The organism is Pseudarthrobacter sp. HLT1-3 (genome assembly GCF_059383535.1).
In genome coordinates this window covers 170,253-196,117 of the sequence record NZ_JBWZCJ010000005.1, presented here as the reverse complement: position 1 = coordinate 196,117, position 25,865 = coordinate 170,253, and the positions used below count along the sequence as shown (strand labels likewise).

The 25,865-nt window shown below is 67.8% G+C and carries 24 protein-coding genes; 15 read left to right on the top strand and 9 right to left on the bottom strand.

From position 1 onward, the window contains the following. The first annotated feature begins 144 nt into the window (after positions 1 to 144). The 5 genes from AC50X9_RS06705 (at position 145) to AC50X9_RS06685 (ending at position 4,038) form a co-directional block, all read left to right on the top strand. Positions 145 to 402 carry a metal-sensitive transcriptional regulator gene (locus AC50X9_RS06705; RefSeq protein WP_494891616.1) on the top strand — a complete coding sequence of 86 codons (258 nt, stop codon included), beginning with the start codon at positions 145 to 147 and terminating at the stop codon, positions 400 to 402. Positions 403 to 605: 203 nt separating this feature from the next. Next, positions 606 to 1,979, top strand: coding sequence for an acyltransferase family protein (locus AC50X9_RS06700; protein WP_494891615.1), 1,374 nt, complete (start codon positions 606 to 608; stop codon positions 1,977 to 1,979). Next, the gene (locus tag AC50X9_RS06695) at positions 1,976 to 2,320 is read left to right on the top strand and encodes a GNAT family N-acetyltransferase (RefSeq protein WP_494891613.1); all 345 of its coding nucleotides are present in this window, start codon (positions 1,976 to 1,978) and stop codon (positions 2,318 to 2,320) included. Before AC50X9_RS06700 ends, AC50X9_RS06695 begins: the two co-directional genes overlap by 4 nt. Before the next feature lie 125 nt (positions 2,321 to 2,445). Beyond that, complete coding sequence (locus AC50X9_RS06690) at positions 2,446 to 3,225, top strand: hypothetical protein (protein WP_494891608.1); 780 nt, start codon at positions 2,446 to 2,448, stop codon at positions 3,223 to 3,225. Positions 3,226 to 3,255: 30 nt separating this feature from the next. After that, a complete protein-coding gene (locus AC50X9_RS06685; protein WP_494891603.1) occupies positions 3,256 to 4,038 on the top strand; it encodes an SDR family NAD(P)-dependent oxidoreductase in 783 nt (260 codons plus the stop codon). Between the two features lie 222 nt (positions 4,039 to 4,260). Here AC50X9_RS06685 and AC50X9_RS06680 read toward each other — a convergent pair whose 3' ends face one another. Beyond that, positions 4,261 to 5,868: an MFS transporter gene (locus AC50X9_RS06680; protein WP_494891601.1), complete on the bottom strand. Its 1,608-nt coding sequence runs from the start codon at positions 5,866 to 5,868 to the stop codon at positions 4,261 to 4,263. A gap of 409 nt (positions 5,869 to 6,277) precedes the next feature. Between AC50X9_RS06680 and AC50X9_RS06675 the strand changes: the two genes are divergently transcribed. Then, complete coding sequence (locus tag AC50X9_RS06675; protein WP_494891599.1) at positions 6,278 to 6,511, top strand: hypothetical protein; 234 nt, start codon at positions 6,278 to 6,280, stop codon at positions 6,509 to 6,511. 108 nt (positions 6,512 to 6,619) lie between these two features. Then, a complete protein-coding gene (locus AC50X9_RS06670; protein ID WP_494891597.1) occupies positions 6,620 to 6,877 on the top strand; it encodes a hypothetical protein in 258 nt (85 codons plus the stop codon). 78 nt (positions 6,878 to 6,955) lie between these two features. On the opposite strand, the gene AC50X9_RS06665 is transcribed toward AC50X9_RS06670, so the two are convergent. Next, complete coding sequence (locus AC50X9_RS06665) at positions 6,956 to 9,484, bottom strand: ATP-dependent DNA ligase (protein ID WP_494891714.1); 2,529 nt, start codon at positions 9,482 to 9,484, stop codon at positions 6,956 to 6,958. 124 nt (positions 9,485 to 9,608) lie between these two features. Here AC50X9_RS06665 and ku point away from each other — a divergent pair, with 124 nt between their 5' ends. Continuing rightward, positions 9,609 to 10,649 (top strand): non-homologous end joining protein Ku, encoded by a 1,041-nt coding sequence (gene ku / locus AC50X9_RS06660; protein WP_494891595.1) that lies wholly within the window; start codon positions 9,609 to 9,611, stop codon positions 10,647 to 10,649. A gap of 32 nt (positions 10,650 to 10,681) precedes the next feature. Here ku and AC50X9_RS06655 read toward each other — a convergent pair whose 3' ends face one another. From AC50X9_RS06655 to AC50X9_RS06630, 6 genes are all read right to left on the bottom strand, one after another. Beyond that, positions 10,682 to 10,969, bottom strand: a complete 288-nt coding sequence (locus tag AC50X9_RS06655; protein WP_494891712.1) for a DUF7218 family protein — start codon at positions 10,967 to 10,969, stop codon at positions 10,682 to 10,684. A gap of 225 nt (positions 10,970 to 11,194) precedes the next feature. Then, on the bottom strand, positions 11,195 to 11,473 hold the full coding sequence (locus tag AC50X9_RS06650) for an HPr family phosphocarrier protein (RefSeq protein WP_494891593.1): 279 nt from the start codon (positions 11,471 to 11,473) through the stop codon (positions 11,195 to 11,197). Between the two features lie 75 nt (positions 11,474 to 11,548). Then, positions 11,549 to 13,588, bottom strand: coding sequence for a PTS fructose transporter subunit IIABC (locus tag AC50X9_RS06645; protein WP_494891591.1), 2,040 nt, complete (start codon positions 13,586 to 13,588; stop codon positions 11,549 to 11,551). A gap of 2 nt (positions 13,589 to 13,590) precedes the next feature. After that, complete coding sequence (locus tag AC50X9_RS06640) at positions 13,591 to 14,577, bottom strand: 1-phosphofructokinase family hexose kinase (RefSeq protein ID WP_494891589.1); 987 nt, start codon at positions 14,575 to 14,577, stop codon at positions 13,591 to 13,593. Beyond that, the gene (locus tag AC50X9_RS06635; RefSeq protein ID WP_494891587.1) at positions 14,574 to 15,377 is read right to left on the bottom strand and encodes a DeoR/GlpR family DNA-binding transcription regulator; all 804 of its coding nucleotides are present in this window, start codon (positions 15,375 to 15,377) and stop codon (positions 14,574 to 14,576) included. Before AC50X9_RS06635 ends, AC50X9_RS06640 begins: the two co-directional genes overlap by 4 nt. Positions 15,378 to 15,861: 484 nt before the next feature. Next, positions 15,862 to 16,125 (bottom strand): DUF6458 family protein, encoded by a 264-nt coding sequence (locus AC50X9_RS06630; RefSeq protein WP_494891585.1) that lies wholly within the window; start codon positions 16,123 to 16,125, stop codon positions 15,862 to 15,864. A 301-nt stretch (positions 16,126 to 16,426) separates the two neighbouring features. Between AC50X9_RS06630 and AC50X9_RS06625 the strand changes: the two genes are divergently transcribed. The 5 genes from AC50X9_RS06625 to AC50X9_RS06605 all read left to right on the top strand — a co-directional run bounded on the left by AC50X9_RS06625 (position 16,427) and on the right by AC50X9_RS06605 (position 22,565). Next, entirely contained in the window at positions 16,427 to 16,783 is a 357-nt protein-coding gene (locus tag AC50X9_RS06625) for a Cif family virulence factor (RefSeq protein WP_494891583.1), read from the top strand. Between the two features lie 341 nt (positions 16,784 to 17,124). Then, positions 17,125 to 18,345, top strand: a complete 1,221-nt coding sequence (locus AC50X9_RS06620) for a beta-ketoacyl-[acyl-carrier-protein] synthase family protein (protein WP_494891577.1) — start codon at positions 17,125 to 17,127, stop codon at positions 18,343 to 18,345. Positions 18,346 to 18,354: 9 nt separating this feature from the next. Further along, on the top strand, positions 18,355 to 18,981 hold the full coding sequence (locus AC50X9_RS06615) for an alpha/beta hydrolase (RefSeq protein WP_494891572.1): 627 nt from the start codon (positions 18,355 to 18,357) through the stop codon (positions 18,979 to 18,981). Between the two features lie 418 nt (positions 18,982 to 19,399). Beyond that, entirely contained in the window at positions 19,400 to 20,137 is a 738-nt protein-coding gene (locus AC50X9_RS06610; RefSeq protein WP_494891570.1) for an HAD family hydrolase, read from the top strand. 97 nt (positions 20,138 to 20,234) lie between these two features. Next, positions 20,235 to 22,565, top strand: coding sequence for a glycoside hydrolase family 65 protein (locus tag AC50X9_RS06605; RefSeq protein ID WP_494891568.1), 2,331 nt, complete (start codon positions 20,235 to 20,237; stop codon positions 22,563 to 22,565). Between the two features lie 153 nt (positions 22,566 to 22,718). On the opposite strand, the gene AC50X9_RS06600 is transcribed toward AC50X9_RS06605, so the two are convergent. Beyond that, positions 22,719 to 24,062, bottom strand: coding sequence for an MFS transporter (locus AC50X9_RS06600; protein ID WP_494891566.1), 1,344 nt, complete (start codon positions 24,060 to 24,062; stop codon positions 22,719 to 22,721). A 139-nt stretch (positions 24,063 to 24,201) separates the two neighbouring features. On the opposite strand from AC50X9_RS06600, the gene AC50X9_RS06595 reads away from it, so the two are divergent. Continuing rightward, positions 24,202 to 25,122, top strand: a complete 921-nt coding sequence (locus tag AC50X9_RS06595; protein ID WP_494891710.1) for a hypothetical protein — start codon at positions 24,202 to 24,204, stop codon at positions 25,120 to 25,122. Continuing rightward, positions 25,113 to 25,862, top strand: a complete 750-nt coding sequence (locus AC50X9_RS06590) for a LamB/YcsF family protein (protein ID WP_494891564.1) — start codon at positions 25,113 to 25,115, stop codon at positions 25,860 to 25,862. Before AC50X9_RS06595 ends, AC50X9_RS06590 begins: the two co-directional genes overlap by 10 nt. Positions 25,863 to 25,865 lie beyond the last annotated feature (3 nt).

Genomic DNA, 25,865 nt, shown 5'->3' with positions numbered 1-25,865 from the left:
GAGGCCGGCACTGAGGCCAGCGCTGGAAGGCCGGGGTGGCGGAAGCGCAGGTGTCGACAGGCCCGTGGTAGCAGACCGTCAGCTGGTCCTTATACGTAGGGGGGTATATCATGGAGGCTAGCCCTGCAACTCCCGGAGGAACACATGGAACTCGATCCCGCCGACATGAAGCCCGTTATCAACCGGCTGCGCCGCGCCCAGGGGCAGCTGGCCGCCGTGACCCGGATGATCGAAGAGGGCCGCGACTGCAAGAGCGTCGTGACCCAGCTGGCGGCTGTTTCGAGCGCGCTGGACAAGGCCGGATTCTCGATCATCGCCACCGGCCTGCAGCAGTGCATGAAGCAGGAGGACCCGAGCCTGGACCGGGCCGAACTCGAGAAGCTCTTCCTCTCGCTCGCCTGATCCACGGGTTGGCCAGCGCCTGGGCCGCGGCTCAGGCGCCCTAGCCGGACTGTTTTGTCCCAGCCACCTGCCTGCGGCGCTGGGGGCAGCAGGCAACCTCGACAGGACCGACGGTACTGGCCGCCTGACCGGACAAGGCCGACAATGGAGCAACACAGCAGCATCCGCCCAAGCGGGTGCTGACAAGTTCCTTAAGGGGCTCCATGGTTCCACGGCAGCGAACGGACGGGCAGGCGGTGCGTCCCGGCCACGACCCGGTGATCGATCTCGCCAGGTTCGTCTGCCTTGCGCTCGTGGTGGTGGCGCACACCATGATGGTCAGCCCCGAGCTGCAACCCGACGGAACCGTGACCTCCGAGAACACCCTCGGCAACCAGCGCTGGTTCGAACCGGTCGTCTGGGTCCTGCAGGTCATGCCGCTGTTTTTCGTCCTCGGGGGCATCACCGGCCTGCAGTCCTGGCGCCGCCTCAGCGCCCGCGGCGGCAGCGCCTTCGACTTCATTCAGGCCCGGATGCTTCGGCTCATCCGCCCGGCCGCTGTGCTGCTCGCGATCATGTTCACCGGGCTCTCGGCGGCGCGGCTCGCCGGTGTGGACCCGCAGGTCATCCAGCTGCTGGCTGCCGGCGCAGGCATGCCGCTGTGGTTCCTCGCCGCGTACCTCGCGGCGCAGCTGAACCTCCCTTTGCTTGCCCGGCTGCACGCCCGGGCGCCCTGGCTGACGCTGGCAGCCCTGGTCTCGCTGGTAGTGACTGTCGATTGCCTGCGGGGGGCCATGCCGCCGCTGGCGTACCTCAACATAATCCTTCTGTGGTGTGCCGTGCAGCAGCTCGGATTCTTCCTCGCCGACGGCGGACCGGCGGCTCCCGGCCGCCCTGCCCTGGCGGTCCTCATCCTGGCAAGCAACCTGCTGCTGGGCCTGCTCGTGTGGCTGGGGCTGTACCCCGGGAACATGCTGGTGAACCTCAATCCGCCCAACCTGGCCCTGTTGCTGCTCGGAGTCTCGCAGGCCGCGGCCCTGCAGCTCCTGCGGCCCCTGCTGGCGGTCCTGGGCTCGCTCGCGGCAGTGCGGGGTTTCCTGGCCGTAGCCGGGCGGCGGTCCATGACCGTCTACCTCTGGCACCTGCCGCTGCTCGCGGCGCTGTCCGGGCTGCTGCTGCTGACCGACTTTCCGCAGCCGGCAGGGGGAACCGCACCCTGGTGGTGGGGGCGGCCACTCGTGCTGCTGGCACTGATCGGCATGCTGCTTCCCGTGCTGGCACTTTTTGGACGGCTTGAGGAACGTCCGACGGCGGCGGCCGCCACCCGGCCCCGTCCGGCGGCCGCGGTGGTGACGGCCGCCACCCGGCCCCGTCCGGCGGCCGCGGTGGTGACGGCCGCCGTCGTCGTCTATGTCCCGATGGCAGATGCCGCCCTCAACGGGCTCAACGTCGGCCTGCTCGGCGGGGGAGCGGCGTGTTTCGCGTTCGCCGTGCTGTTGTTGGGGCGGATTCCGGCCACGTTCGCGGCTGGTCACGGCGTCGGCGGATCGGGCCCGCCATTGCCACGCCCGCCTTTAAGTGCCAATGTCGAACCATGACGGAGAACTCTGCAGCCACTGAAGACACGTTCAGCCCGGACGTTTCCACCACCCGCAATGATGAGCTGCACCGCTACGAGCTCCGTGTCGGCGACAAGCTTGCCGTCCAGATCCGATTCATCGACGAGCCCGGCCATATCGACTTCATCCACACCGACACGGCGGAGGAGTTCCAGGGCCAGGGGCTGGGCAAGGTGCTGGCCCACTTCGCGCTCGATGACGTGGTGGCGTCCGGCAAGAGGATCATCCCGAACTGCCCCTTTATGTATCGTTATCTGCGCAAGCACGACGCCTACAACCAGTACATCGACTGGCCCGAGCACCCCCCGGCCGGAGCCTGAGAGCGGGCCCGGAGCGGAGGGGAAGTGCTGAACGGCTGGCCCCGCTTGTGACCGGGGCAACAACCTCGTAAAGTTTGTACAGAGTTATGCAGTTGGCTCTTGGACGTGTCCCTTTGGAGAACCCCGTGAACCATAAACTGCGTGTGCTTGTCCGTGTGGATGTCGATCCCGGACATGTGACCCTCGAAGTCACCGGTTGCCTCACCCAGCCAGACCTCCCCGCGCTGCTGCACATCATGCAGCGGGCAGGCCACCTTGGCGCAGGCACCGATGTCATCATCGACCTCCACGGTGCGTCCCACCTGGACCCCGAGATCCTCTTGCAGCTAAGGTCCATTGCCGCGGCCAGCGTGGCCGCCGCGCCGGACCCCGGAGCCCATGAATCCGTGGCCGGAGAGGACGCGGAACCGCTCCGGGTCACCCTGGCGGAACCCGCGGAGCTGCCGATCTGCCTGCTTCATGTGGGGCCCGACGGCGTGGTCCTGGCCGGCCTTGAGGGGCAGCTGCCGGTGGTCCAGTTGTTTGACGTCGCTGCAGGATCCCACGCGGAGAATGCCGCCGGCGTGTCTTCGGATGGTCCCGATCCCGGCGGGAATGGCCAGAAGAATCCGGGAAGCGGCGAGACCAACAGCCCCCTCTCCGACGGGTCCGGCACGATCAACGGCTTCGAACTCGCCGAATACTTCGAAGGCACCCTCGACCCGGCCGCCACGGTCCGGGCATTGTCTGACGCTGCCCTGGGCCAGCTGGCCGATGCCCTGTACCGCCACCTCGACACGAACAGCCCGTCCTTTGGTGCGCACACCTGGTACGAACTGGCGGCCGAAGAGCTGCAGAACCGCAAACTGAGCGGCGCGGACGGTGCCGCGGAGGACGAACTGGCAGCCGGGCAGGCCATTGCCTGAGGCAGGGCCCGGCAGGGTTACGCTGTCGCCATGACTGCATCCACTGCAACACCGGCGGGCACGGCCCTGATCACCGGGGCAACGGCCGGAATCGGAGCGGAATTCGCCCGCCAGCTCGCCGAACAGGGACACAACCTGGTGCTGGTGGCCCGCGACGCCGCCCGGCTGCAGGACAAAGCCGCGGAGCTGGAAAACCGCTACAGCATCAGCGCCGAGGTGCTCCCCGCTGATCTCGCGGACGACGCGGGCGTGGCGGCTGTGGTGGCCCGGCTCACGGATCCGGCGCGCCCGGTCGAGATCCTGGTCAACAACGCCGGGATGGGCCTGCTGCGTTCCTTCGAGGAGAACGACATCGCGGAGGAATCCACGCTTCTCAAGCTGCATGTCGAGACCGCGATGCAGCTGACCCACGCCGCACTGCAGGGCATGCTCCGGAGGCACTCCGGCAGGATCATCAACGTCGCCAGCGTGGCCGCGTTCCTTCCCCGCGGAAGCTACGCCGCGGCGAAATCGTGGCTGGTCAGTTTCAGCCGCTGGGCCAACCTCGCCTATTCCAAACAGGGCGTCAAGGTCACGGCGGTCTGCCCGGGTTCCACCCGCACCGAGTTCCACGACAGAATGGGCATGGACACAACGGTGACACCGCGCTGGCTGTGGCTGCAGGCCGAGCGCGTCGTGCGGGAGGGCCTGGCTGACAACGCGCGGGGCAAGGCGGTTTCCATCCCGACCAGGCGCTACAAGGCGCTGACAGCAGCTGCCCGGCTGCTCCCCGGCAGACTCGCGACCTGGCCGCCCCGCCGCGCCGCGAAATAGCCGTTCAGCGTGGGAGTGCCGGCGCGGCGCCGGCTGGACGGCCCCGCGCCGCAGAAACGTGCCGCAACGGGCCGGAAACACCAAAGGCCTGCCGCGGGTGTTTCCCCAACGGGGGCAAACACACACGGCAGGCCTCACAGGGCGGGACGCAACTACAGAATCCGGCTTAGCCGGCCCGGCTCAGGACGAACCGGACGGGCTGGCCAGGCGACAAGCTCAGCCTCAGACCGGAACCTTTTCGGTGTCCCGGGGCGCCGCCGGAGCAGCACCTGCCTCGGCCGCGGTTGCGGTGAAGGGCATGTCCATTTCGACCAGGTCGATCAACGGGTTCTCGTCCTGGTTCGCAACGATGGCCTTGGCCTCGGATTGGGTGGCCACGCTGGGCATGGAACCCGGCAGCGGGCGCTGCGCCGATTCCTTGAGGAAGTAGATCGCAACGGCACCGATCGCCGAGGTGGCCATCAGGTAGTAGGCCGGCATCATGTCATCGCCGGTGGCCCCGATAAGGGCGGCGACGATAAACGGGGTGGTGCCGCCGAAGATGGCCACCGAGAAGTTGTACGCGATGCCCATGGCGCCGTAACGGCTCGCCGTCGGGAACTGCGCCGGCAGGGCCGAGGCCAGGTTGGCCACGTAGAAGGTCACCGGGAAGGCGATCATGCCCAGGCCCAGGAGGGTGGACCAGATTTCGCCGACGCCGATCAGCATAAACGCCGGGGCAGCCAGGACCACGGTGCTGAGCGCGCCGATCCAGAGCACCGGGCGGCGGCCGATCTTGTCGGACAGCTTGCCGGTCAGCGGAATGCAGAGACTCATGATGACCAGCACGGGGATGGTCAGCAGGGTGCCGTGCACGGGATCGTAGCCCTTGGACTCGGTCAGGTACGTCGGCATGTAGGACGTCAGGGCATAGCCTGCGGTATTCGCGGCTGCGACCAGGATCATGGCCACGATGAGTGAACGCCAGTAGGCCTTGACAATGCCGACCGGGCCCTTCGACGCGGTGACGTCGGAGGAGATGGCGTTGGCTGCGTTTTCCTGCTGGGCGTCCAGCGTGGCCTGGAACTGCGGGGATTCCTCGATCTTGTTACGGAAGTAGATCGCGATCAGGCCCAGCGGGCCGGCAAGCAGGAACGGGATCCGCCAGCCCCACTCCTCCATGGCGCTCTGGCCCAGGGTCAGCTGCAGCGCGGAGACGAGTGCGGCGCCGAGGGCGAAGCCGAGGTAGCTGCCCATGTCCAGGAAGCTGGCAAAGAAGCCGCGGCGTTTGTCCGGGGAATATTCGCTGACGAATGTCGTGGCACCGGCATACTCGCCACCGGTGGAGAAGCCCTGGACGAGCTTGAGCAGGACCAGCAGGGCAGCAGCCCACATGCCGATCTGGGCGTAGCCGGGCAGCAGGCCGACGGCGAAAGTGCTCGCGGCCATCAGCATCAGGGTCCAGGCGAGGACCTTCTGGCGGCCCACCTTGTCGCCAAGCCAGCCGAAGATGACTCCGCCCAGCGGGCGGGCAATGAAGGTGGCGGCGAAGGTGCCCAGCAGGAACAGGGTCTGCACGGACTTGTCGGCCTCGGGCAGGAACACCGGTCCCATGGTGGTGATCAGGTAGCCGAACACGCCGACGTCGTACCATTCCATGGTGTTACCCACGATGGTGCCGCCGAGGGCTTTTTTGAGCATCGGCTTGTTGACGACGTTGACGTCGGACTCCTTGAGCCGACGGCGTGTCCGGAGCTTTGGTTTTCTGGCACCTGTGGGTGCAATTTTGTTGGTCCCGCTGGCGTTCATAACGCCTGCTGAAGAGTCGGTCGTGCTTCGGTCTATGGGCATTTGGGCCGCTCCTATGGAGGTCATTTGCTTACGACTTGTAGCTGCCCCGCTCTGGGCAGGCTTTCAATTTTACGCGATTTCTATGGTTTTTCGGAGATCGGTGCCGTATGATCCGCTATTTCAGCCCATATCGGGGGTTGGCTGGCCGGTTTCTTTTCCCCGGTTTCACCGCGCCGTTGTTGGGAACGGCCGGTCTTCAGCGGTGGCTGCGGAAAGTTTTTCCCGGAAGGGGGGCCGGAAGCCGTAAATCCGGCCGGATTCCCCGTTTGGCGGCGGGCCCGGTTCGCCGCTCGCGGGACCCGTTTGCGGCGTGGACGCGGTGCCGAGAGGGGTACCCACAGGATCCGGAAAGCGCTTAGGGTTGAACCCAGCGGAGTGCTGATCAAAAAGCCACACGAGGAGACAGTCCATGACGGGCAAAGAGACCAAGAAGAGCGGCGGCAGCGGAGCCGAGGGGGACAACACGCCCCAGTCCAAGCAGGATGAGGCGAAGGGCATCAAATCGCGCCTCACCGATGCCCAGAAGGAGATGCTCGCCAGCAAGTCCCGGGGCGGGGCCGCCTCGCAGAGTGTCGGCCACAGCCACAAACCCACGCATGCCAGCGGCAAGCAGGGCCCGGCTGAGAAGAAGGTCCGCTGGTAGTCCTGCAGACATCGCCAGCCGGGCGACCTACGATAGTTGGACCCCTCATTTTGGGCTTGTTTCTACGGCTTAGTTCGACGGCGTTATTCGACAGTGGAAGGAAGAGCAATGGCGGAAAACCAGTTCGGAGACGGGATCGATCCTGAGGTTGCCAGTCATATGGCGGAGTCCATGGACGAGGCGCCCGGACCGGAAACGAAGCGTCCCACCCCTCCCACGGCAGCTGACGGGAAACAGTGGCCGGACGGAAGCGGCAAACACCGCCATCCCAAGGAGCACGACGTCCAGCCTGGCCGGCTGGGGCACGAGGCTGCAGCAAATGCGGTGCACCGGATCACACCGCCGGACACACCGCACTCCTCCTGAACCGAACCTGCGCCGGCGCCGTGCGCCGTGACCCCGCCCGGGTTGACCTGCAACGGTCTCCCGGGCGTTTCACTGCGCTCAACGTGGCTCCAGCACCACGTCCTCCGGCTTCTTGTCCAGCCGCCAGCCGCGCCAGACCGGGTGCCTTAGCTTGCCGCTGCCGGTCCACTCGCCATAGGTGACCTCACCGACCAGGATGGGGCTCACCCAATGGGCGTCCGAGGCGTCGGCCGCAGGCACCTCCTCGAACGGCGAGGTCTTCCGCGGGAGGGCATCGAGCTGCAGACGAAGCTCATTGAGTTCCCTGGCGCTGAATCCACTGCCGACACGGCCGACGTAGCGCAGCCTGGAACCCTCCGGTATCCCCAGCAGGAGCGAGCCAACAGACTGCCCGCGGCCGCCCTTGCCCGGCCGCCAGCCGCCGACCACCACCTCCTGGGTCCGTTCGAACTTGAGTTTGAGCCAGGAGGTGCTGCGCTGCCCGACGTACCTGCCGCCCGTGCGCTTGGCCATCACGCCCTCCAGCCCGAGCTCCTCGGCGCTTTCCAGGATGTGCCGGACTTCGCCTTCGATCAGCGGGGAGAGCTCCACCGGGCAGCCGGAAGGGGTAAAGAAAGCCTCCAGCCTTTCCCGGCGCTTGCTGAGCGGCAGACGGCGCAGATCCCTGCCGTTCTCGGACAGCAGGTCGAACAGCATCAGCCGCACCGGCGTCGATGACCGCGCCTTGGCGATGTCGGAGGCACGCGTGAGCTTCATCCGCCCCTGCAGCAGCCCAAAATCCGGCCGCCCCGAGGAGCCGACGGCGATGACCTCGCCGTCGGCGATGAAATCCCGTTCCGGCCAGCAGGAGCGCTCCGTCAGTTCCGGGTATACCGCGGTCATGTCGTTGCCGTTTCGGCTGACCAGGCGGATCTTCTCCGCGTCGCCGACGATCAGGGCCCGCACCCCGTCCCACTTGAGCTCGAACTGCCAGTCCTTGCCCGGCAGGTCGGCGGCTGTTCCGGCGCTGGCCAGCATCGGCCGGAAGTCCGCCGCGTCAGGGGCGGCGGGCTGGTCCCTTTCCTGCGCTGCGGCGCCGGTGTTGCCCGTGCCGGAATCCCGTGTGGGGGCGCCGGACCCGTCGTCGAGTGCGGGCGGCTCCGCCACCGCCGCCACCGCCGCCTCCGCCGACGCCGGGGGAGCCTGCCCCTGCTTAGCGCCCGGCGGGTCCATCAGATGGATCAGCCACTGGTCGTCGCCACGGCCGGTGTGGATCAGCGCGAATCTGCGGGTGCCGCCCAGGCCGCCGCCGTCCTGTCCGGTGAGCGTGGCGATGACCTCCTTACCCGCGATCCACTTTTCACATTCGTAGTGGCCGCGGTCCCAGATGCTCATGGTTCCGGCGCCGTACTGGCCCTTGGGAATGGTGCCTTCGAAGTCCAAATAGTCCATCGGGTGGTCCTCGGTCTGGACCGCCAGGTGGTTTTTCGTCTTGCTGGTGGGGACACCCTTGGGCAGCGCCCAGGAGACCAGCACGCCGTCCCGTTCCAGTCGCAAATCAAAGTGCAGCCGGCTGGCGTGGTGTTCCTGGATGACGAACTTCTCCCGAAGCGTGCCATTATCTGGCCCCGCGACGTACCGCTCCGCCGCGAATGGCTCCGGCGTCGAGCCCGGGTCCCGCTTGGCGCGGTAGGTTTCCAGCCGCGGGTCGGTGTCGCCGCCGTCGCCGGCTGCTTTCCCCTCGGCGGCGTCCTCGGCGGCGGTTTGATCGCCGCCGGCATGGCCGGGTAGCCCGGCTGTGGGCCGGCCCCGGCCGGAGATGGCGGCGAACGGATCCTTGCCGGACTGCACCCGCTTCAGCACCTCGTGGTAGTCGAGCTGGTGCAGGGACGGCGAGCTGAGTTCGCGCCAGGTGCGTGGCGCCGCCACGGTGGGCCGGAGCCGCCCGCGCAGGGAATAGGGCACGATGGTGGTCTTCGCGGCACTGTTCTGGCTCCAGTCCACCAGCACCTTGCCGGTCCGCAGCGTCTTCTTCATGTCGCTCACGGCCAGCTCCGGGTGGTCGGCTTCCAACGAGCGGGCCAGTTCGTGGGCGAATTCGGAGATCTGCTCGGAACTCTGCGAGCCATCGAGGGCGGCGTACAGGTGGATGCCTTTGCTGCCGCTGGTCACGGGCACCGGGTCCAGTCCCACGTCCTGCAGGATGGTCCGGGCGAGCCTGGCGACCTCCACGCATTCGGCCAGCCCGGCCCCCTCGCCGGGATCCAGGTCCAGTACCAGCCGGTCAGGAGGCAGGGCGTTTCCGTGGGAATCAACCCGCCACTGCGGCACGTGGATCTCCAGGGATGCGATCTGGGCGAGCCAGGTGAGCGTGGCCGGGTCGTTGACCAGAGGGTACTGGATAGTTCGTTCCTTGTGTGTGATGGATGCCCTTGGCACCCACCCCGGAGTCGAATGGTCCAGGTTTTTCTGGAAAAACATCGTGCCAGGGGCATCGGCGGTCCCGACGCCGTGCACCCAGCGTTTCCGGGTGGCCGGGCGGTTCGCCGCGGCCGGGATCAGCACGGGCGCCATCGCTGCGTAGTAGGCCAGGACATCCGCCTTGGTGGTGCCGGTCTCCGGATACATGACCTTGTCCAGGTTGGTGACCACCAATTCGCGGCCGCCGACCCGGACCCGCTCCCTGCCGCCGGCCGGGGTCCTTTCAGCCAAGGGGCTTCACCTCCACGCAACTGTGATGTTCACTGTATCCATGAGAGCCATCTGGAAAGGCGCGATAGCGTTCGGGCTGGTCAACGTGCCCGTCAAGGTCTACAGCGCGACCGAAGACCACGACATCAGCCTGCACCAGGTCCACAACGCCGACGGGGGACGGATCCGCTACCAGCGCCGCTGCGAGATCTGCAGCGAGATCGTTGACTACGAGGACATCGACAAGGCCTACGAGGACGACGGCCGCACGGTGGTCCTCAGCCGCGAGGAGCTCAAGTCCATCCCGGCCGAGAACAGCCACGAGATCGACGTCGTGCAGTTTGTCCCGGCCGAGCAGCTCGATCCGATGATGTTCGAGAAGAGCTACTACCTTGAGCCGGACTCCAAGTCCCCCAAGGCTTATGTCCTGCTGCGCCGGGCGCTGGAGGACACGGACCGGGTGGCCATCGTCCAGTTCGCCCTGCGTGACAAGACCCGGCTGGGCGCCCTGCGGATCCGCGGCGACGTGCTGGTGCTGCAGGCTTTGCTCTGGGCCGACGAGGTGCGGGAGGCCAGCTTCCCCTCGCTCGAAACCAGCATCCGCATCTCCGCCCAGGAGCGGGAGATGTCCGCCGCGCTGGTTGATTCGATGGCCGCGGACTTTGAACCGGAGCAGTTCACTGACGACTACCAGCTGCAGCTGCGCCAGCTCATCGAGGCGAAGCTGGAGAAGGGGGAATCGCTGGACACGGAAGAGACTTTCGGTGTCCCGGCAGACGAGGCCGGCGGCGGCGAGGTGATCGACCTGATGGAGGCACTCAAGCGGAGCCTCGAGAAGAAGCGCGGGGGAGGGACCGCATCCGGGGACGAATCCGGCAGTGCGGCCCCGAAGCCGGCCGCGGCCAAGTCCGCCGGGAAGGCGCCCGCTGCGAAGGCGGCCCCGAAGGCGCCCGCCGCGAAGGCGGCATCGCGCGCACCGGCCAAAGCAGCGGCCAAAACTCCGGCGAAGACTGCCGGTACGAAGACTGCCGCAACCAAGACTGCCGGCACGAAGACTGCCGCCCCAAAGACCGCGGTGCGGAGCGCGCGGAAAGAGGCCTGAAAAGTCTGCTGTCCGGCCCGTGGCCACCGGGATCAGGAATTCCTGAGCGCGGAGATGAGCTCGCTTTTCTTCTTCCCCGAGTAGCTTTTCAAGCCGATCTCCTTGGCGCGTTCCCTCAGCTGGGGGACGGTCCAGTCCTCGTAGTCGCCGGCTTTTCCGCCCTTGCGGCCCACCGGCGACCGGCCCTTCGCGGCTGCGGCATTGGAAATGCGGGCGGCCTTCTGCTTCGAAGCGCCGTCGTCCAGCAGCGCTTCGTAGAGTTCAGGGTCCTTGATGCTGGGACTTTCGGACCCGCGCGGGGCATTCTTCTTTGCGGGCATCATTACCTCGGGGCTCGTCCTGCGGCAGGCAGGAGGTGCTGCCGCGGTTCCAAAGTAGCGCCGCCGCAGTGGCTGTGACAAGCATTTACTAAGTTTGCTGACGGTTCGGGGATCCCCGCAGGCCGTCATTCCCCTCAATCCCCGGAAACGCCGAAGCCCGGCCGCACCCTGTACAGGGTTCGGCCGGGCCTGGTGCCCGGCGGCAGGACCGCCGGGGTAGTGACACTATTCGGCGTCGTGGTCCGTTTCGAGGATCTGGACCAAGCGATCGAGGGCAGCGTCGGCGCCGTCGCCCTCGGCCCGCAGGACCACAACTTCGCCGTGGGACGCGCCCAGGCTCATGAGGGAGAGGATGCTGGCGGCATCCATGGCCTCGTCCACGGGTTCGCCCAGCCGGGCGATTGTGATTTCTAGATCGAACTCGCCTGCAGCCTCGGCAAAAATGGCGGCCGGTCGGGCGTGCAGCCCTACGCGGCTGGCGATGGTGGCGTTACGTTCGGTCATTTCTGCTCCTTGTATATCAAGAAAGGAATGTCGGCCGGGAAGGTCGGCCCTGGAAGGGATTTTTCCGGGCCCGGCTTAGACGGTTACGGGAACCGGTTCAACCGTATCAACGGTCTTCTTGGCTGCCCAGCGCTTGAGGGCGACGACGGCCAGGGCGCTGACTACGGTTCCGGCGAGGATGGAGACGATGAACATCACCAGGTTGCCGATGGCGAAGAACACGAAGATACCGCCGTGGGGTGCCTGCGAGGTCACGCCGGTTGCCATGCAGAGGGCCCCGGTGAGGGCACCGCCCAGCATGCTGGCCGGGATGACACGCAGCGGGTCGGCGGCCGCGAACGGGATGGCACCTTCGGAGATGAACGACGCGCCCAGCAGCCAGGCAGCTTTGCCGTTTTCACGCTCGGCGAGGCTGAAGAGCTTCTTGTCCAGGACGGTGGCCAGCGCCATCGCCAGCGGCGGGACCATGCCGGCAGCCATCACGGTTGCCATGATCTGCCATGGTGCCTGGTTGGTGGCGCTGCCGGCGCTCAGGCCGGCCACGGCGAAGGCGTAGGCAACCTTGTTGACCGGACCGCCGAGGTCGAAGCACATCATCAGGCCGAGGATGATGCCGAGGACGACGGCGGAGGCGCCGGTCATGCCCGAAAGCCACTCGTTGAGAGCTTTGGTGAGGCCTGCGATGGGACCGCCGAGAACCAGGAACATCAGGCCGGAGGCAAAGATGGAAGCGAGCAGCGGGATGATCACCACGGGCATCAGGCCGCGGAGCCAGCGTGGAACCTGCCAGGTCCCGATCAGGTGCGCCATGTAACCCGCGAGCAGGCCGCCGACGATGCCGCCGAGGAAGCCTGCACCCATAAAGCCTGCCACCGCACCGGCGACGAAGCCCGGTGCAATGCCCGGCCGGTCGGCGATGGCGTAGGCGATGTAGCCAGCCAGTGCGGGAACCAGGAAGCCCATGGAAAGGGCGCCGATCTTGAACAGCACAGCGCCGAGGTAGATCGCGAGGCCGCCCTCGGGGAGGTTGCCGAAGTTGTTCTCCACGACCACCTTGTCAGCAACGGCGGTGATGTCGTAGCCACCCAGGAGGAAGCCCAGGGCAATCAACAGGCCGCCACCGGCGACGAACGGGATCATGTAGCTGACACCGGTGAGCAGTGCCCGCTTCAGCTTCTGGCCGATGTGCTCGCCCTTTTCGGAGGCCTCGTGCTCGGCCTGCTCCTCGGCACCGAAGTGCGGGACGCGGCGGGCGTTCGGGTTGTCCGCCGCGGCGAGGGCCTCCTGGACCATCTTGGCCGGCTCGTCGATGCCGCGCTTGACGGGCGCGTTGATGACGGGCTTGCCGGCGAAGCGCTCCTTGCCGCGGACGTCCACGTCCACCGCGAAAATCACGGCGTCGGCAGCAGCGATGACTGCTGGATCCAGTGGCTTGGCGCCGGAGGAGCCCTGGGTTTCGACCTGGAGGTCGACGCCGACTTCCTTGGCCGCGGCCACGAGTGAATCGGCGGCCATGTAGGTGTGTGCGATGCCGGTGGGGCAGGCGGTCACGGCGACGAGGCGCTTGGGGCGGGCTGCCCCGGGGGTTTCGGGTTTGGCGGTCGACAAGGCTGCAGCTGCGGTTGCTCCGGACGCTGCTGCGGCCGGGGCCGCGGCGGCGGGCTTGTCAGCCAGTGCGCCGTCGACGAGCGCGACGACCTCGGCCTCGGAGCCCGCGGCGCGCAGGGCCGCGGTGAAATCCTTCTTGATCAGCGAGCGGGCCAGCTTGGAGAGGAGCTTGAGGTGCTCCTGGTCCGCGCCTTCCGGGGCCGCGATGAAGAAGATCAGGTCCGCGGGGCCGTCCTTGGCGCCGAAGTCGACCGGGGCGGAGAGCCGGGCCATCGCGAGCGTGGGTTCGATGACCGCCGTCGAACGGCAATGCGGGATCGCGATGCCGCCGGGGACACCGGTGGCGGTCTTGGATTCCCGGGCGAAGGCGTCGGCGAAGAGGCCCTCGACCTCGGTGGCGCGTCCGGTGGCCGCAACTCTGCCTGCCAGGTGCCGGATCACGTCCTCGGGCGAGCTGCCCAGGTTCTGGTCGAGCTCGACCAGGTCGGTGGTAATGAGCTGAGTCACTGTCAATCCTTCCGGAGGGCCGTGATGGTTACGGCGTTGGGGGTGGTTTGGTGGACTGCCGGGACTGTGGAGCCTGGCAGCGAAGCGGCGGCGGCACCATGGGCCACCGCCTGACGGAGGCAATCGGCCGGGGCGGCGCCCTGGCTGGAGGCGAGCAGGTAGCCGGCCAGCGACGAATCGCCGGCGCCCACCGTGCTCACGGCGGTGACCGGCGGATGCGTGGCCAGCCACGCGCCGTCGGCCGTTACAAGCACCGCACCCTTGGAGCCGAGCGTTGCGAGCACGGCACCCACCCCGGAGCGCACGACGGCGGCGGCGGCCACTGCGGCAGCCTCCGGATCCGCTTCGAGTTCCTCGGCGGATGTGTGCGTGGCGAACCCGGCTGCGGCAGCCAGCTCCACCAGTTCCTCGGCGTTGGGTTTAATTAGATCCGGTTTCCCCAGCGCGTCGCCGGAGATCGCGGCGGCGAGCGGTTCGCCGGAGGAGTCGACGGCGATGAGGGGGGCCTCGTTGCCGTGATCCATGGAGCGCAGCCGCCGGGTGACGGTGGCGTAGAAGTCGGCCGGGACCCCGGGTGGGAGCGAGCCGGCCAGGACAACCCAGCTGGCGCCGCGGGCGTGGTCCAGCAACAGCCCGATCAGGGCTTCCTGCTGCTCCTCGCTGAGCACTGGTCCGGGTTCGTTGATTTTGGTGGTGACACCACCGGGCTCGGTCAGTGCCACGTTGCTGCGCAGCGGCTCGCCGATCGGAAGGGCCGCGAACGGGACCTCGCCTGCCCGGAGCCCGGCAAGGACCGGGTCCGCCTCGGCTCCCGGCAGCACAGCGACCGTCGTCAGGCCGGAGGCGACCAGGGCGCGGGAGACGTTCACTCCCTTGCCGCCGGATTCCTGCCGGACGGAGATGGCCCGCTGGACTTCGCCGCGGAGCAGCGGGCCGGGCAGCGCCACGGTGCGGTCCAGGCTCGGGTTGGCGGTCAGGGTGACAATCACGCGACCACCACCTCCACTCCGGCATCCGATAAGGCATCGGCCAGCTCCTGGCTGGGTTTCGTGTCAGTGATCAAAGTGTCCAGATCTTTCAACGAGGCGAACTGGACCAGGGTTTCGGCATCCAGCTTGGAGGAATCAGCCAGCACCACAATGCGGCGTGCTGATTGGACGAAGGCAGCCTTGACCGCGGCTTCTTCAGGATCGGGAGTGCTCAGCCCGAAGGCTGCGTGGATGCCGTTGGTGCCGATGAAGGCGATGTCCGGACGGATCCGGCGGGCGGCTTCCACGGTGGATGGGCCGACGGCGGCCTGGGTGATGCCGCGGACCTTCCCGCCGAGCAGGTGCAGGGCGACGCCGGGTTCGCCGGACAGCTTCACGGCGATGGGCAGCGAGTGGGTGATGACCACGAGTTCCGCGGCGGGACCGGGGAGGGCGGCGGTTGCTGCGGTCCGTGCGGCCAGGAGGTCCGCCAGGGCCTCGGTGGTCGAGCCGGCGTCGATCAGGATGCTGCCGGCGCCGTCCCGCGGGATCAGCGCGAGGGCGGCCTCCGCGATCCGGGTCTTTTCCGGCTGCCGCTGGTCGGTCCGGACCAGGATGCTTTCCTCGTTCGTGCTGAAGCGCTCGGGGGACACGGCGCCGCCGTGGACCCGGCGGACGCTGCCGGCGGCCTCAAGGGCGGCGAGGTCGCGGCGGACGGTCTCGGTGGTGATGCTGAAACGCTCGGCGAGGTCCGTGACGCTGGCACGGCCGCTCGCGGTGATCAGACCCACGATCAGCTGTTGGCGTTCCTCGGCGAACACTGGCTCTCCCTTGCGTCAGTACTGCGGACCTTCCTGCCACTGCCGTGATGACCATCACAGCTAGTGGAGTTGATTGACTTTATCTTTGATTTTGTGGCTTTGTCAATGGAAAACAACAGAAACGCAGAATTCTCACGGGCGCACCCGGGGTACATGCCCCGTGTTCGCGCCGAGGAGCGGGCATATTGGCACTATGTCCCGCGCCAGCTCCGAGGACTGGGCATGTGCCCTCCAGGAGGAGTGGTTACCCCCAGCCTGGGCGCGGTGAGCCGCGGGACATGTCCAGGTATCGCGCCCAGGAGTGGTCATATTGGGACTAAGTCCGCTGGTGGCCGCAGGGGCGGGGCATGTCCCACGAGAGGGGCGGGGCATGTCCCACGCGAGGGCTGGGGACGCAAACGACGGACGCCGGGCCGGACCTGAGGTCCGGCCCGGCGTCCGGGTCGTTCGTGGGGCGCACCTAGGTGCATGTTGGCCCGTTGGCTTAGAGACCGGCGTCGCGGCTCTCGTTGCGGGTGATGGTTTCGCCGGTGTTGGGATCGACGACGGAGCGCGTCTCGCTGACCCGGCGCGTCCGGCCGCGGCCCGGTGACGCCAGGACCAGCGAGGCGATCAGTCCGATCACGCCCACCACCATCAGGATGTAGCCGATCATGGTCTGGTCGACGTTAGGTATCAGGCCGGGAGTGATGGCCCACGCCAGGATGGCGCCGAGGGCGATGAGGAAGATGGAGGAACCGATTCTCATGAGGTGCTCCTTGTGTCCGGTGGGACGGATAGGTATTGCTAAGCATGCTTTCCAGCGTCACGCTACAGCCCCGCGGGTGCTGATTCAACGATCAGGGGCGCCGCCACTCCGGTCAATTTCCGCGCCGCAGGCACGGGGTGACCATCGTTGTGAACGCCCGAGTGACCGCGAATGCCTTGCTCATTGTTTGCGGGCGGATCCAACGGGACCGTACTGGACAAGGAAATCTGGCGGTGCCACTATGACCGCATGCCCCGCAGACGCTCGGCGATGGGGCTCGCAGCGGAGCCCGGAGGACCCGATGTCAGAAGCTTTCGATCTGTTCGTGGAGAAGTACCATGGAGCGCTCGACGCCGTCGTCAAGGGCAATCCCGCTCCGATGAAAGAGTTGTATTCCAGGCGGGATGACGTCACGCTGGCCAATCCGCTCGGGCCGCCTGTTCGCGGCTGGACTGGGGTCGAGAAGACAATGGAGCGGGCCATTGCCAACTTACGCGGAGGCGAGGCGACCCACTTCGAGCGAATATCGGGGGATTCCGGAACGGAACTGGCCTATATCGTCGAGATCGAACGAACGCAAACGAACGCGGACGAAGATCGGCGGATCCGACGAACCGTCGCCCATAGCTCTTCGGGCAACCACAATATTCCGATTTGAAGACGGAGCCTGGAAAGTTCTCCATCGCCATGCTGACCCGCTAACAGTCCCCAGGCCGATTGAGTCCATCGTCGCCAACCTTCCGGGTACGTACAGCTAACCGGGCGTACTTATATGACTGGAAAGTGTTAGGGGCCAGCCGGGGGAGTCACGGAACGGCTCGGTTCCGGCCGTCCCCGTATCCTTTAAAGGGTCCCGGGTCCCAACCGGGCATGCTTGCCGCTTGACCGCTTCCGTACGATCCGCACCCCCAGCCTGCCACACTCCGCCATGAACCCGCTCGCCCCCTCCCCGGGGATCCCGCGGGCACCGCGGCGGGCCTCACAGAAACACCGGTACCCATGTCTGAAGGTTTTCCCCGAGTTGTTGTCACCGGACTGGGCGCGGTGACCCCGTTAGGCGGGACCGCGGCCGAGACGCGGGCCGCGCTGCTCGCCGGGCGCTCCGGCATCGTGGCGCTTGAGGACGACTGGGCGCAGGAGCTCCCCGTCCGCATGGCCGGCCGGGTGACCGTCGACGTCGCGTCCCTGCTCTCCACCCCTGAATACAAAAGGATGGACCGGTGCGGGCAGCTGGCCCTGATTGCAGCCCGCGAAGCGTGGGCCCAGGCCGGCCGTCCGGAGGCCGACCCGGAACGCCTGGCGGTCGTGATCGGCTCCGGCTACGGCGGACTCGACACCACCCTGGCGCAGAACCGGACGCTGGATGCGAGCGGTCCGCGCAGGGTATCCCCGCACACCCTCACCCGGATCATGACCAATGCGCCCGCGGCCTGGGTATCCATCGACGTCGGGGCCAAGGGCGGGGCGCGGACACCGGTGAGCGCCTGCGCCTCCGGGGCGGAAGCCATCTCCCAGGCGGCCGACATGATCCGGGCGGGGTCGGCGGACGTTGTGATCGCCGGCGGCGTCGACTCCTGCATCAACGGCCTGATCATCAGCGGTTTCGCACAAATCCGGGCCCTGTCCACCCGCAACGAGGACCCGCAGTCCGCCTCCCGGCCCTTTGACCGAGACCGGGACGGATTCGTGCTGGCCGAGGGCGCAGCGGTCCTGGTTCTGGAACGCGAGGACCACGCCCGGGCCCGCGGCGCGGAAGTCCTGGGCGTTGTGGCCGGGACAGCGGTGACCTCCGACGCCGTCGACATCGTCGCTGCCGACCCGGCCATGCAGCGCCGGGTGATGCAAAAAGCGCTCGCCATGGCAGGCCTGTCCGCCGGTGACATCGGTCTGGTCCACGCCCACGCGACCTCCACACCGGTCGGTGACCGGCTGGAAGCGGAAGCGATCAGGGCCGTGCTCGGAAACCAGGTTCCGGTGACGTCCACGAAGTCCCTCACCGGCCACCTCCTCGGCGGCGCCGGCGCGCTCGGCGCCGTCGTAATGATCCAGGCACTGAAGACCGGGGCGGTCCCGGGCATCGGCAACCTTGACGAACCGGATGACGGGATCGACCTCAATGTGCTGCGGGGAACCGTCGAGGGGCAGCCGGCGAAGGCGGGCATCGCCAACGCCTTCGGATTCGGAGGGCACAGCACGGCGCTGGTGATCACCGAAAGCTAGGCTGTTCCGATGGAGACAGTCGTCTGGTCCAAGCCGGAACACGAGCGCGCCGGAACGCCGCTGCTGGTGATGATGCACGGCTACGGCCGGGACGAATCCCGGATGGCAAAACTCTTTGACCGGCTGCCCCCCGAGTTCAGCTGCGCCGCCCTGCGCGGCCCCAAGGTGATCGGGGACGGCTTCGGCTGGTTCCTGCTGGACTACTTCCTGACCCATGACTTCGCCGACGTCGTCTCCTCCACCAACGCCGTCTTCAGCTGGATCGAATCGGTCAAGGCGCAGCACAGCAGCGTCACCCTGTTCGGCTACTCGCAGGGCATGGCGATGGCCACCACCCTGCTGCGGCTGCGCCCGGCGCAGTTCCAGGCCGTCGTCGGGCTGTCAGGTTTTGTCCTGGAAAACGAACTCCTGGCGATGAGCGAATCGTTCGACTCCCGCCCGCCCTTCTTCTGGGGCCGGGACCGGGACGACCTGGTGATCAATGAGGCCGCCACCGAGCACACCGAGGAATGGCTCCACGAGCACACCCAGTTGACCGCGCGGACCTACCCCGGAATGGGCCACGCGATCTCGGCGGCGGAACTCGTGGACGTCAGCGCCTTCCTGCGTCATTACGTACTGCGCCCGGGCAGCTGATCCGGCTCCGTTCTTGACCAGGGCGCGCCGGCGCTGCCGGGCCAAAGCTCCATACCCTGTTCGTCCATTTGCGCGTTAATTTTGTCAGCCTTTATACTTAACGTTGGCCGTCTTCACGGCCGCTACTTCAGGGGGAAGAAAGGCTGAGCCCCGTGCCGCAGGCCAAGAGGCCACCCGTCACCGTCCAGGACGCCGCCGCACCCTCCATCCGCACCATCTGCACAGCACTCCGGTACTTGCCGGGCCTCCTGCCGCCCTGAACAGGCGCGCCCGCCCGGTGCCAAGGCCCGCGGTCCGCCCGCGGAACGCTCCGGGGCGCCCCCGCCCGCACTGCGCCACTGCTGCCGTGCGCACAACTTATGGCCCGCCGTCGTGCCGCCCACGCCCTACGTACCGCGTCTGAAAGGACAACCGATCCATGACTGAGCCTTCAAACACCACCCTGTCCGGCTGGACCGGTGCCGCCGCGATCCTCTTCGACCTCGACGGCGTCCTGACCCCCACCGCGGTCGTGCACGAACGCGCCTGGCAGGAACTCTTCGACGGCTTCCTCACGACCGTGCCCGGCGCCCCCAGCTACCGCGAAAGCGACTACTTCGACCACATTGACGGCAAGCCGCGCTTCGACGGCGTCCGCGACTTCCTGGCCTCCCGCAACGTCGTCCTGCCGGAAGGGCCGCTGGATGACGACCCGGCGCACAACACGGTCCACGGTCTGGGCAACCGCAAGAACAAGGTCTTCAATGACATCGTCGAGGCCGGCGGCGTGAAACCCTTCGAGGGTTCCGTTCGGTTCGTCGACGCCGCGCTGGCCCGCGGACTGAAGGTCGCCGTCGTCTCCTCCTCCCGCAACGCCCCGGCAGTGCTCAAGGCCGCAGGACTCTCCGACTACTTCCCGGTGGTGGTCGACGGCGTCGTCGCCGTGGCCGAGGGACTGCCCGGCAAGCCCAGCCCGGCGACCTACCAGTACGCCGCCCGGCTGCTGGGCGTGCCCAGCGAGGACTGCGTCGTCGTCGAGGACGCAGTCTCCGGGGTCCAGGCCGGGCGCGCCGGGAACTTCCATTCGGTGATCGGCGTCGACCGCGGAGCCGGCCGGCAAACGCTACTGGACGCAGGCGCCACGCTGGTGGTAAACGACCTTCAAGAGCTCCTTTAGCCAAGGCTTCCGCCCCCGCCCCTTCCGCCCTGCACGGCCCGCACGAATTTCACGCACCACTTTCGCCGCTCGACTTCACCGCCTCAAGGAAACCACCATGGCTCTCATCACCTCGGACCGCGCTCGGTTCCCCAACGACCCCTGGCAGCTGGTGGAAACCGTCCACCTCCCCGGGAGCGCGGGCATACTGGAGACACTCTTCAGCCTCGGCAACGGCCACCTCGGCATCCGCGGCGCCCACTGGGCCACCGCCGACGCCGACCTGCCGGGCAGCTTCATCAACGGCTTCCACGAGACCTGGGACATCAAACATGCGGAGAACGCCTACGGCTTCGCCCGTACCGGCCAGCGCATTCTCTACATCCCGGACGCCAACAACTTCACCGTGATCATCGACGGCGAAACCCTGAGCCTGGACGAATCCCATGTGCTGGATTACCGGCGCAGGGTCGACTTCGCCACCGGCGTTTACGAGTGCAGGATCACGTGGCTGTGCCGCTCCGGGGCCACCGTGACCACCACCGAACGCCGTGCCGTCGGCTACCAGTCCCGCGGGGCGCTCGGCATTTCGCTGGAACTCGCCCCCGACCGGGACATTTCGGCGGACGTGACCTCCTGGGTGATCAACCGCCAGGACCAGCCGGTCGACGACCACTCGGCCCACGACCCGCGCCGTGCGGGCCGGCACGCCGGCCGGGTGCTGCTTCCGCTGCGGCTCGACGGCGGCGACGGCTCGCTGCGCCTTTCCTGGCAGACCGCCGAATCCAAGCAGCGCATCGGGCTTGCCGTGGACCACTGGACGAACGCCGACGTGCAGCCCTTCGACACCCACGTGCATGAGGACGAGAGCAGCGTCCGCTACGTCCTGGCCGTCGGGGCCGACGAACCGTTCCTGCTCGAGAAGAGCGTCAGCTACGCCGTCGGGCAGGCCTCCGAGGACCTCGCCGACGACGCGGAGGCAGCCCTCAGGCCGCTAGCGGATATCTTCGCGGAGAGCGCCACGCACTACCGGAACTATTGGACCACCAGTGACATCGTCCTGCCCGGCCAGACCGAACTCCAGCAGGCCGTCCGCTGGAACCTCTTCCAGCTGGCCCAGGCCACGGCCTGCGCCGACGTCGCTGGCATCCCGGCCAAGGGTGTCAGCGGATCCGGCTACGACGGGCACTACTTCTGGGACCAGGAGGTGTACCTGATGCCGTACCTGACGTACACCAACCCGGGCAACGCCCGCCAGGTCCTCGAATTCCGCCACGAGATGCTGCCCGAGGCCAAGATCCGCGCCGAGGAGCTCAGCGTCGACGGCGCCCTGTTCCCGTGGCGCACCATCAACGGGCTCGAGGCCAGCGCCTACTACGCCGCCGGCACGGCACAGTTCCACATCGCCGCCGCGATCGCGTTCGCGACCAACCGCTACATCTGGGCCACCGGCGACCGGGCGTTCCAGGCAACCCTCGGCGCCGACCTGCTGATCGAGACCGCCCGGATGTGGGTCTCGCTGGGCTTCTTCGGCAAGGATGGGCTCTTCCACATCCACGGCGTCACCGGCCCGGACGAGTACACCGCCGTCGTCAACGACAATCTGTACACCAATGTGATGGCGCGGTTTAACCTGCGCGCGGCGGCGGCCCTGGACCAAGCGGATATCGACGACGCCGAACGCCAGATCTGGGAGCAGGCCGCCAACCGCATGCAGCTGCCCTACGACGAGGACCTCCAGGTGCACTCGCAGGACAATGACTTCATGACGCTGGAGCCGTGGGACTGGAGCACGCCGCGTTCGAAGTATCCGCTGCTGCTGCACTTCCACCCGCTGGTGATCTACCGCCACCAGGTCCTCAAGCAGGCGGACAGCGTGCTGGCCATGTTCCTGCAGTGGCAGGACTTCACCGCCGAGGAGAAGCGCCGCGCCTTCGACTTCTACGATCCGATCACCACCGGCGACTCCACCCTGTCCGCGTGCGTGCAGGGGATCATGGCGGCCGAGGTCGGCTACGGCAAGGCTGCGCTGGACCACTTCATCCACGCCCTGTTCATCGACCTGGACGACACGCACGGCAACACGATCGACGGCGTGCACATCGCCTCCACCGGCGGCGTCTGGAGTTCGCTGGTCAGCGGCTTCGCGGGACTGCGCGACCAGGGCGCGCTGCCCTACTTCGACCCGCGGCTGCCCGCCGAATGGGAGGGGTTGTCCTTCCACCTGAAAATCCACGGCCGGCTGCTGCGGGTCGAACTGGAACAGGGCGCCATCAGCCTGACCGTGCGCGAGGGCGCGCCGCTGCTGGTCGATGTGCGCGGCGAGCAGCTCACCATCGACGGCGATACGGTGCGGGTCCAGCTGGCGCCGGTCGCGACACCGGAGCCGACGATCTTCCCGAGCGGACTGCCGACGGCGTCCATCCCGATCGTGCGCGCCGCGGTCTAAGCCCCGCCAAAGCAACGCGGGGTCAGGTAGCGCCCAGGGGCGCCAGATGACCCCGCGGTGCCTGCGGCTGGGCTGGGACTGTGGGTGGCTTCGGCGCGTGGGCAGATCAGGGCGAGTGGACGGCGGCAAAGTCATATGGTCGTTGCAACGCTCTCAACTGCCCGCTCGGCGGTCGCCGGAACGTTCGGCGGAGCCCTTGCCGCCGGGGCGCCCGCCCGCGCCCAGGTTCTCCCGGCCGTCGTCCAGCGGATGGGTCAGCTCGTCTACCGGCATCCGTGCGACGACCATCGCCACGACCGCCATCACCGGGCACACGGTACCGGCGACCAGGAAGATCAGCCACACCGGCAGCACGACGGCGGCGGGCCCGGCCAGTGCCATGGAGACCGGCATCAGGGCCAGCGAGACGAAGAAATCCAGGCTCGAAACTCGGCCCAGCAGGTGCGGCGGCACCCGGCGCTGCAGGAGGGTGCCCCAGATAACCATGCCGACGCCGCCGGTGGCACCGAAGATGAACAGGGCCGCGGCCACCGCCCAGAAGTTGTCCATAAAGCCGACGGCGGCGAGCGGCAGGCTGCCCGCGCCCCAGCACACCATCATCACGGTGAGGTAGCGGCGGGGGAGCGGGAACGAGGCCGTGGCCAGCGAGGCTGCAGCGCCGCCGACGCCGGCGATCGCGAGCAGGAAGCCAAACATGCTCGAGTCGCCGCCGAGCTGGTCGCGGACCACGAAGGGCAGGAGTACCTCGATGGGGCCGATCAGGAACAGTACGGAGATGCAGGCCCACAGCAGGGTCCACAGCAGCCAGGGTGTGCGGACCGTGTAGCTGACCCCCTCGCGGAGGTCGTGCAGCACTGATGTCCTGGCGGATTCGCCGGGCCGGGAACCGGCGCCGCCGTCCGGCCCGGGCTGGCGATGGAGCAGGTTGAGGATGGAAAAAGCCAGCAGGTGGCACGCCGCCACCCCGGTCAAGGCGTGCGCCGGGGACAATGCGGCGACCAGGATGCCCGCGACGGCAGGACCGGCGGCCTGCTGGAGCATGGGCCGCACCGTCCCCTCCATGCCGTTGGCCGCGAGCAGGTCCTCCGGCGGTAGGATCCGGGGAAGGATGGCGGAGTAGGCGGGGAAAAAGAACGCGGCCCCGACGCCCAGCACAAAGCCGCCGAGCGCGAGGTGCCAGAGCTGCAGCCAGCCCAGCAGGGCCAGCCCGCTGATGCTGGCGATGACGGCAAGGTTGGCACCCTCCACCGCGATGATCAGGAGCCGCTGCGGGAACCGGTCCGCTGCGATGCCGCCCGCGAGCACAAACGCGACGAGCCCGACGCTGCCCGCCGCCGCCACCAGGGACAGCTCCAGGGGGCCGCCGCCCAGATGGATGACCTCGTAGACCATCGCCACGGCCCACATTCCGGAGCCGAAAATGGAGATGGCAAGGGCGGCGATCAGCACGCGGTATTCCCGGTGCACGAACGGACGGAGGGCCCTCAGTGAGCGCATGGCTCCAGTTTAGGGGTCCGATCCCGGCCCGGGCACGGGCGCGAAATCCCACGTCGGCGGGGACGGGGGCGTCGGGGCGGCCGTGGCCTAGTGTTAAGGCCTGCAACTGCAGCAGTTCCGGTTCCGACGAGAGGCGATGATGGCCAAGCGAAGCAACCCGGCAATGAAAATTGCCCAGAAGTCCGCACACAACGTGATGTTCGACGCCGAGGGCAAGCCCAAGCCGGGCGTCCACAACGTGCTCCTGCGCGCCGTTGAAGTCCAGCGCCCGCTGGTGCTGGCCAACCTCCGCAGGCTCCAGCGGAAGCATCCCCGGGCCACGGCGGCGCAGCTTGCCGCCACGCTGGAACGGGACTATCTCCTCGCCGTCACCGGCGGCGGCGCGCTCGTGGGCGGAGCCGCGGTGATCCCCGGCGTCGGGACCGTTGCCGCGCTGGGACTTTCGGCTGCCGCCACCGTCGGCTTCCTCGAAGCCACCGCACTGTTCTCCACGTCCCTCGCGGAGCTGCACGGCGTACGCATGGTTGACCCCGAGCGGGCCAGCACCCTGGTCATGGCAATCATGCTGGGCGAGGAAGGTACGGCACTGTTGAGCTCCCTGAGCGGACAGGCCGCGGGGCAGGGCAAGGGCCCCACCCAGGCCTGGGGTTCCGTGTTCGCCCGCCGTGCGCCGCTGGCCGGCTTCGGTTCGGTGCGGGAACGGATCCAGACGATGTTCCTGCGGACCCTGCTCAAGAAACAGGGCACCGCCCTGCTGGGACGGGCGTTGCCGTTTGGCATCGGCGCCGTGGTCGGCGGCGTGGGCAACCGGATGATGGGCCGCGCCGTGATCGCGAACGCCAAGGAAGCCTTCGGTCCGATGCCGCTCACCATTCCCGGGGAACTGGCGGACCTGACGAATGCCGGTGCCCCGGCGGCGGTCCAGGGCCAGGCCGACACAAACGTCCGGGACAACAGGGATAACACAACCAGCCCGGCCACCAAGGACAACCCGGGCAACCCGGGCAACCCGGACAATAAGGACAATCCGGCCAAGGAAGGCGGCAACTTTTGGATCTGAACGCTGACCTGGGGGAGTCCTTCGGGACCTGGACCATGGGCGACGACGCCGCGATGTTCCCGCTGGTCACCAGCGCCAGCGTCGCCTGCGGGCTGCACGCCGGGGACCCCGTGACCATGCTGGACACCTGCCGGGCAGCCTACGAGCTCGACGTCCGGGTCGGCGCCCACCTCGGCTACCCGGACCTCGCCGGCTTCGGGCTGCGGGCAATGGACATCACCTTCGATGACCTCTTCGGCGCCGTGCTGTACCAGCTCGGCGCCCTCGACGGCGTGGCGCACGCCGTCGGAGCCTCGGTGGACTACATCAAGCTGCACGGCGCGCTCTATGACCGGACCGTGCGCGACGCCGAGCAGGCCTCCGCCGTCGTCGCCGCCATCCAGGCCTACGATCCGGGCCTGCCCGTCCTCGGATTCCCGGGCTCGGCGCTGCTCGGCATCGCCGGGGAAGCCGGCCACCCGGTCTTCGCCGAGGCCTTCGCCGACCGCGCCTACCTGCCCGACGGCACCCTCGTGCCGCGCTCGCAGGACGGGGCCCAGCTGCACGACGCCGACCGGATCGCCGAACGGGCCGTGCGCCTCGTGACCAAGGGCGAAGTCGAGGCCGTGGACGGCACCGTGCTCCGGATCGAACCGGACTCGCTGTGCATCCACGGCGACACCCCCGGTTCGCTTGCCACCGCCACAGCGATCCGCGCCGCCCTGGAAAATGCCGGCGTGGAGCTGGAGAGCTTCGCCTGATCC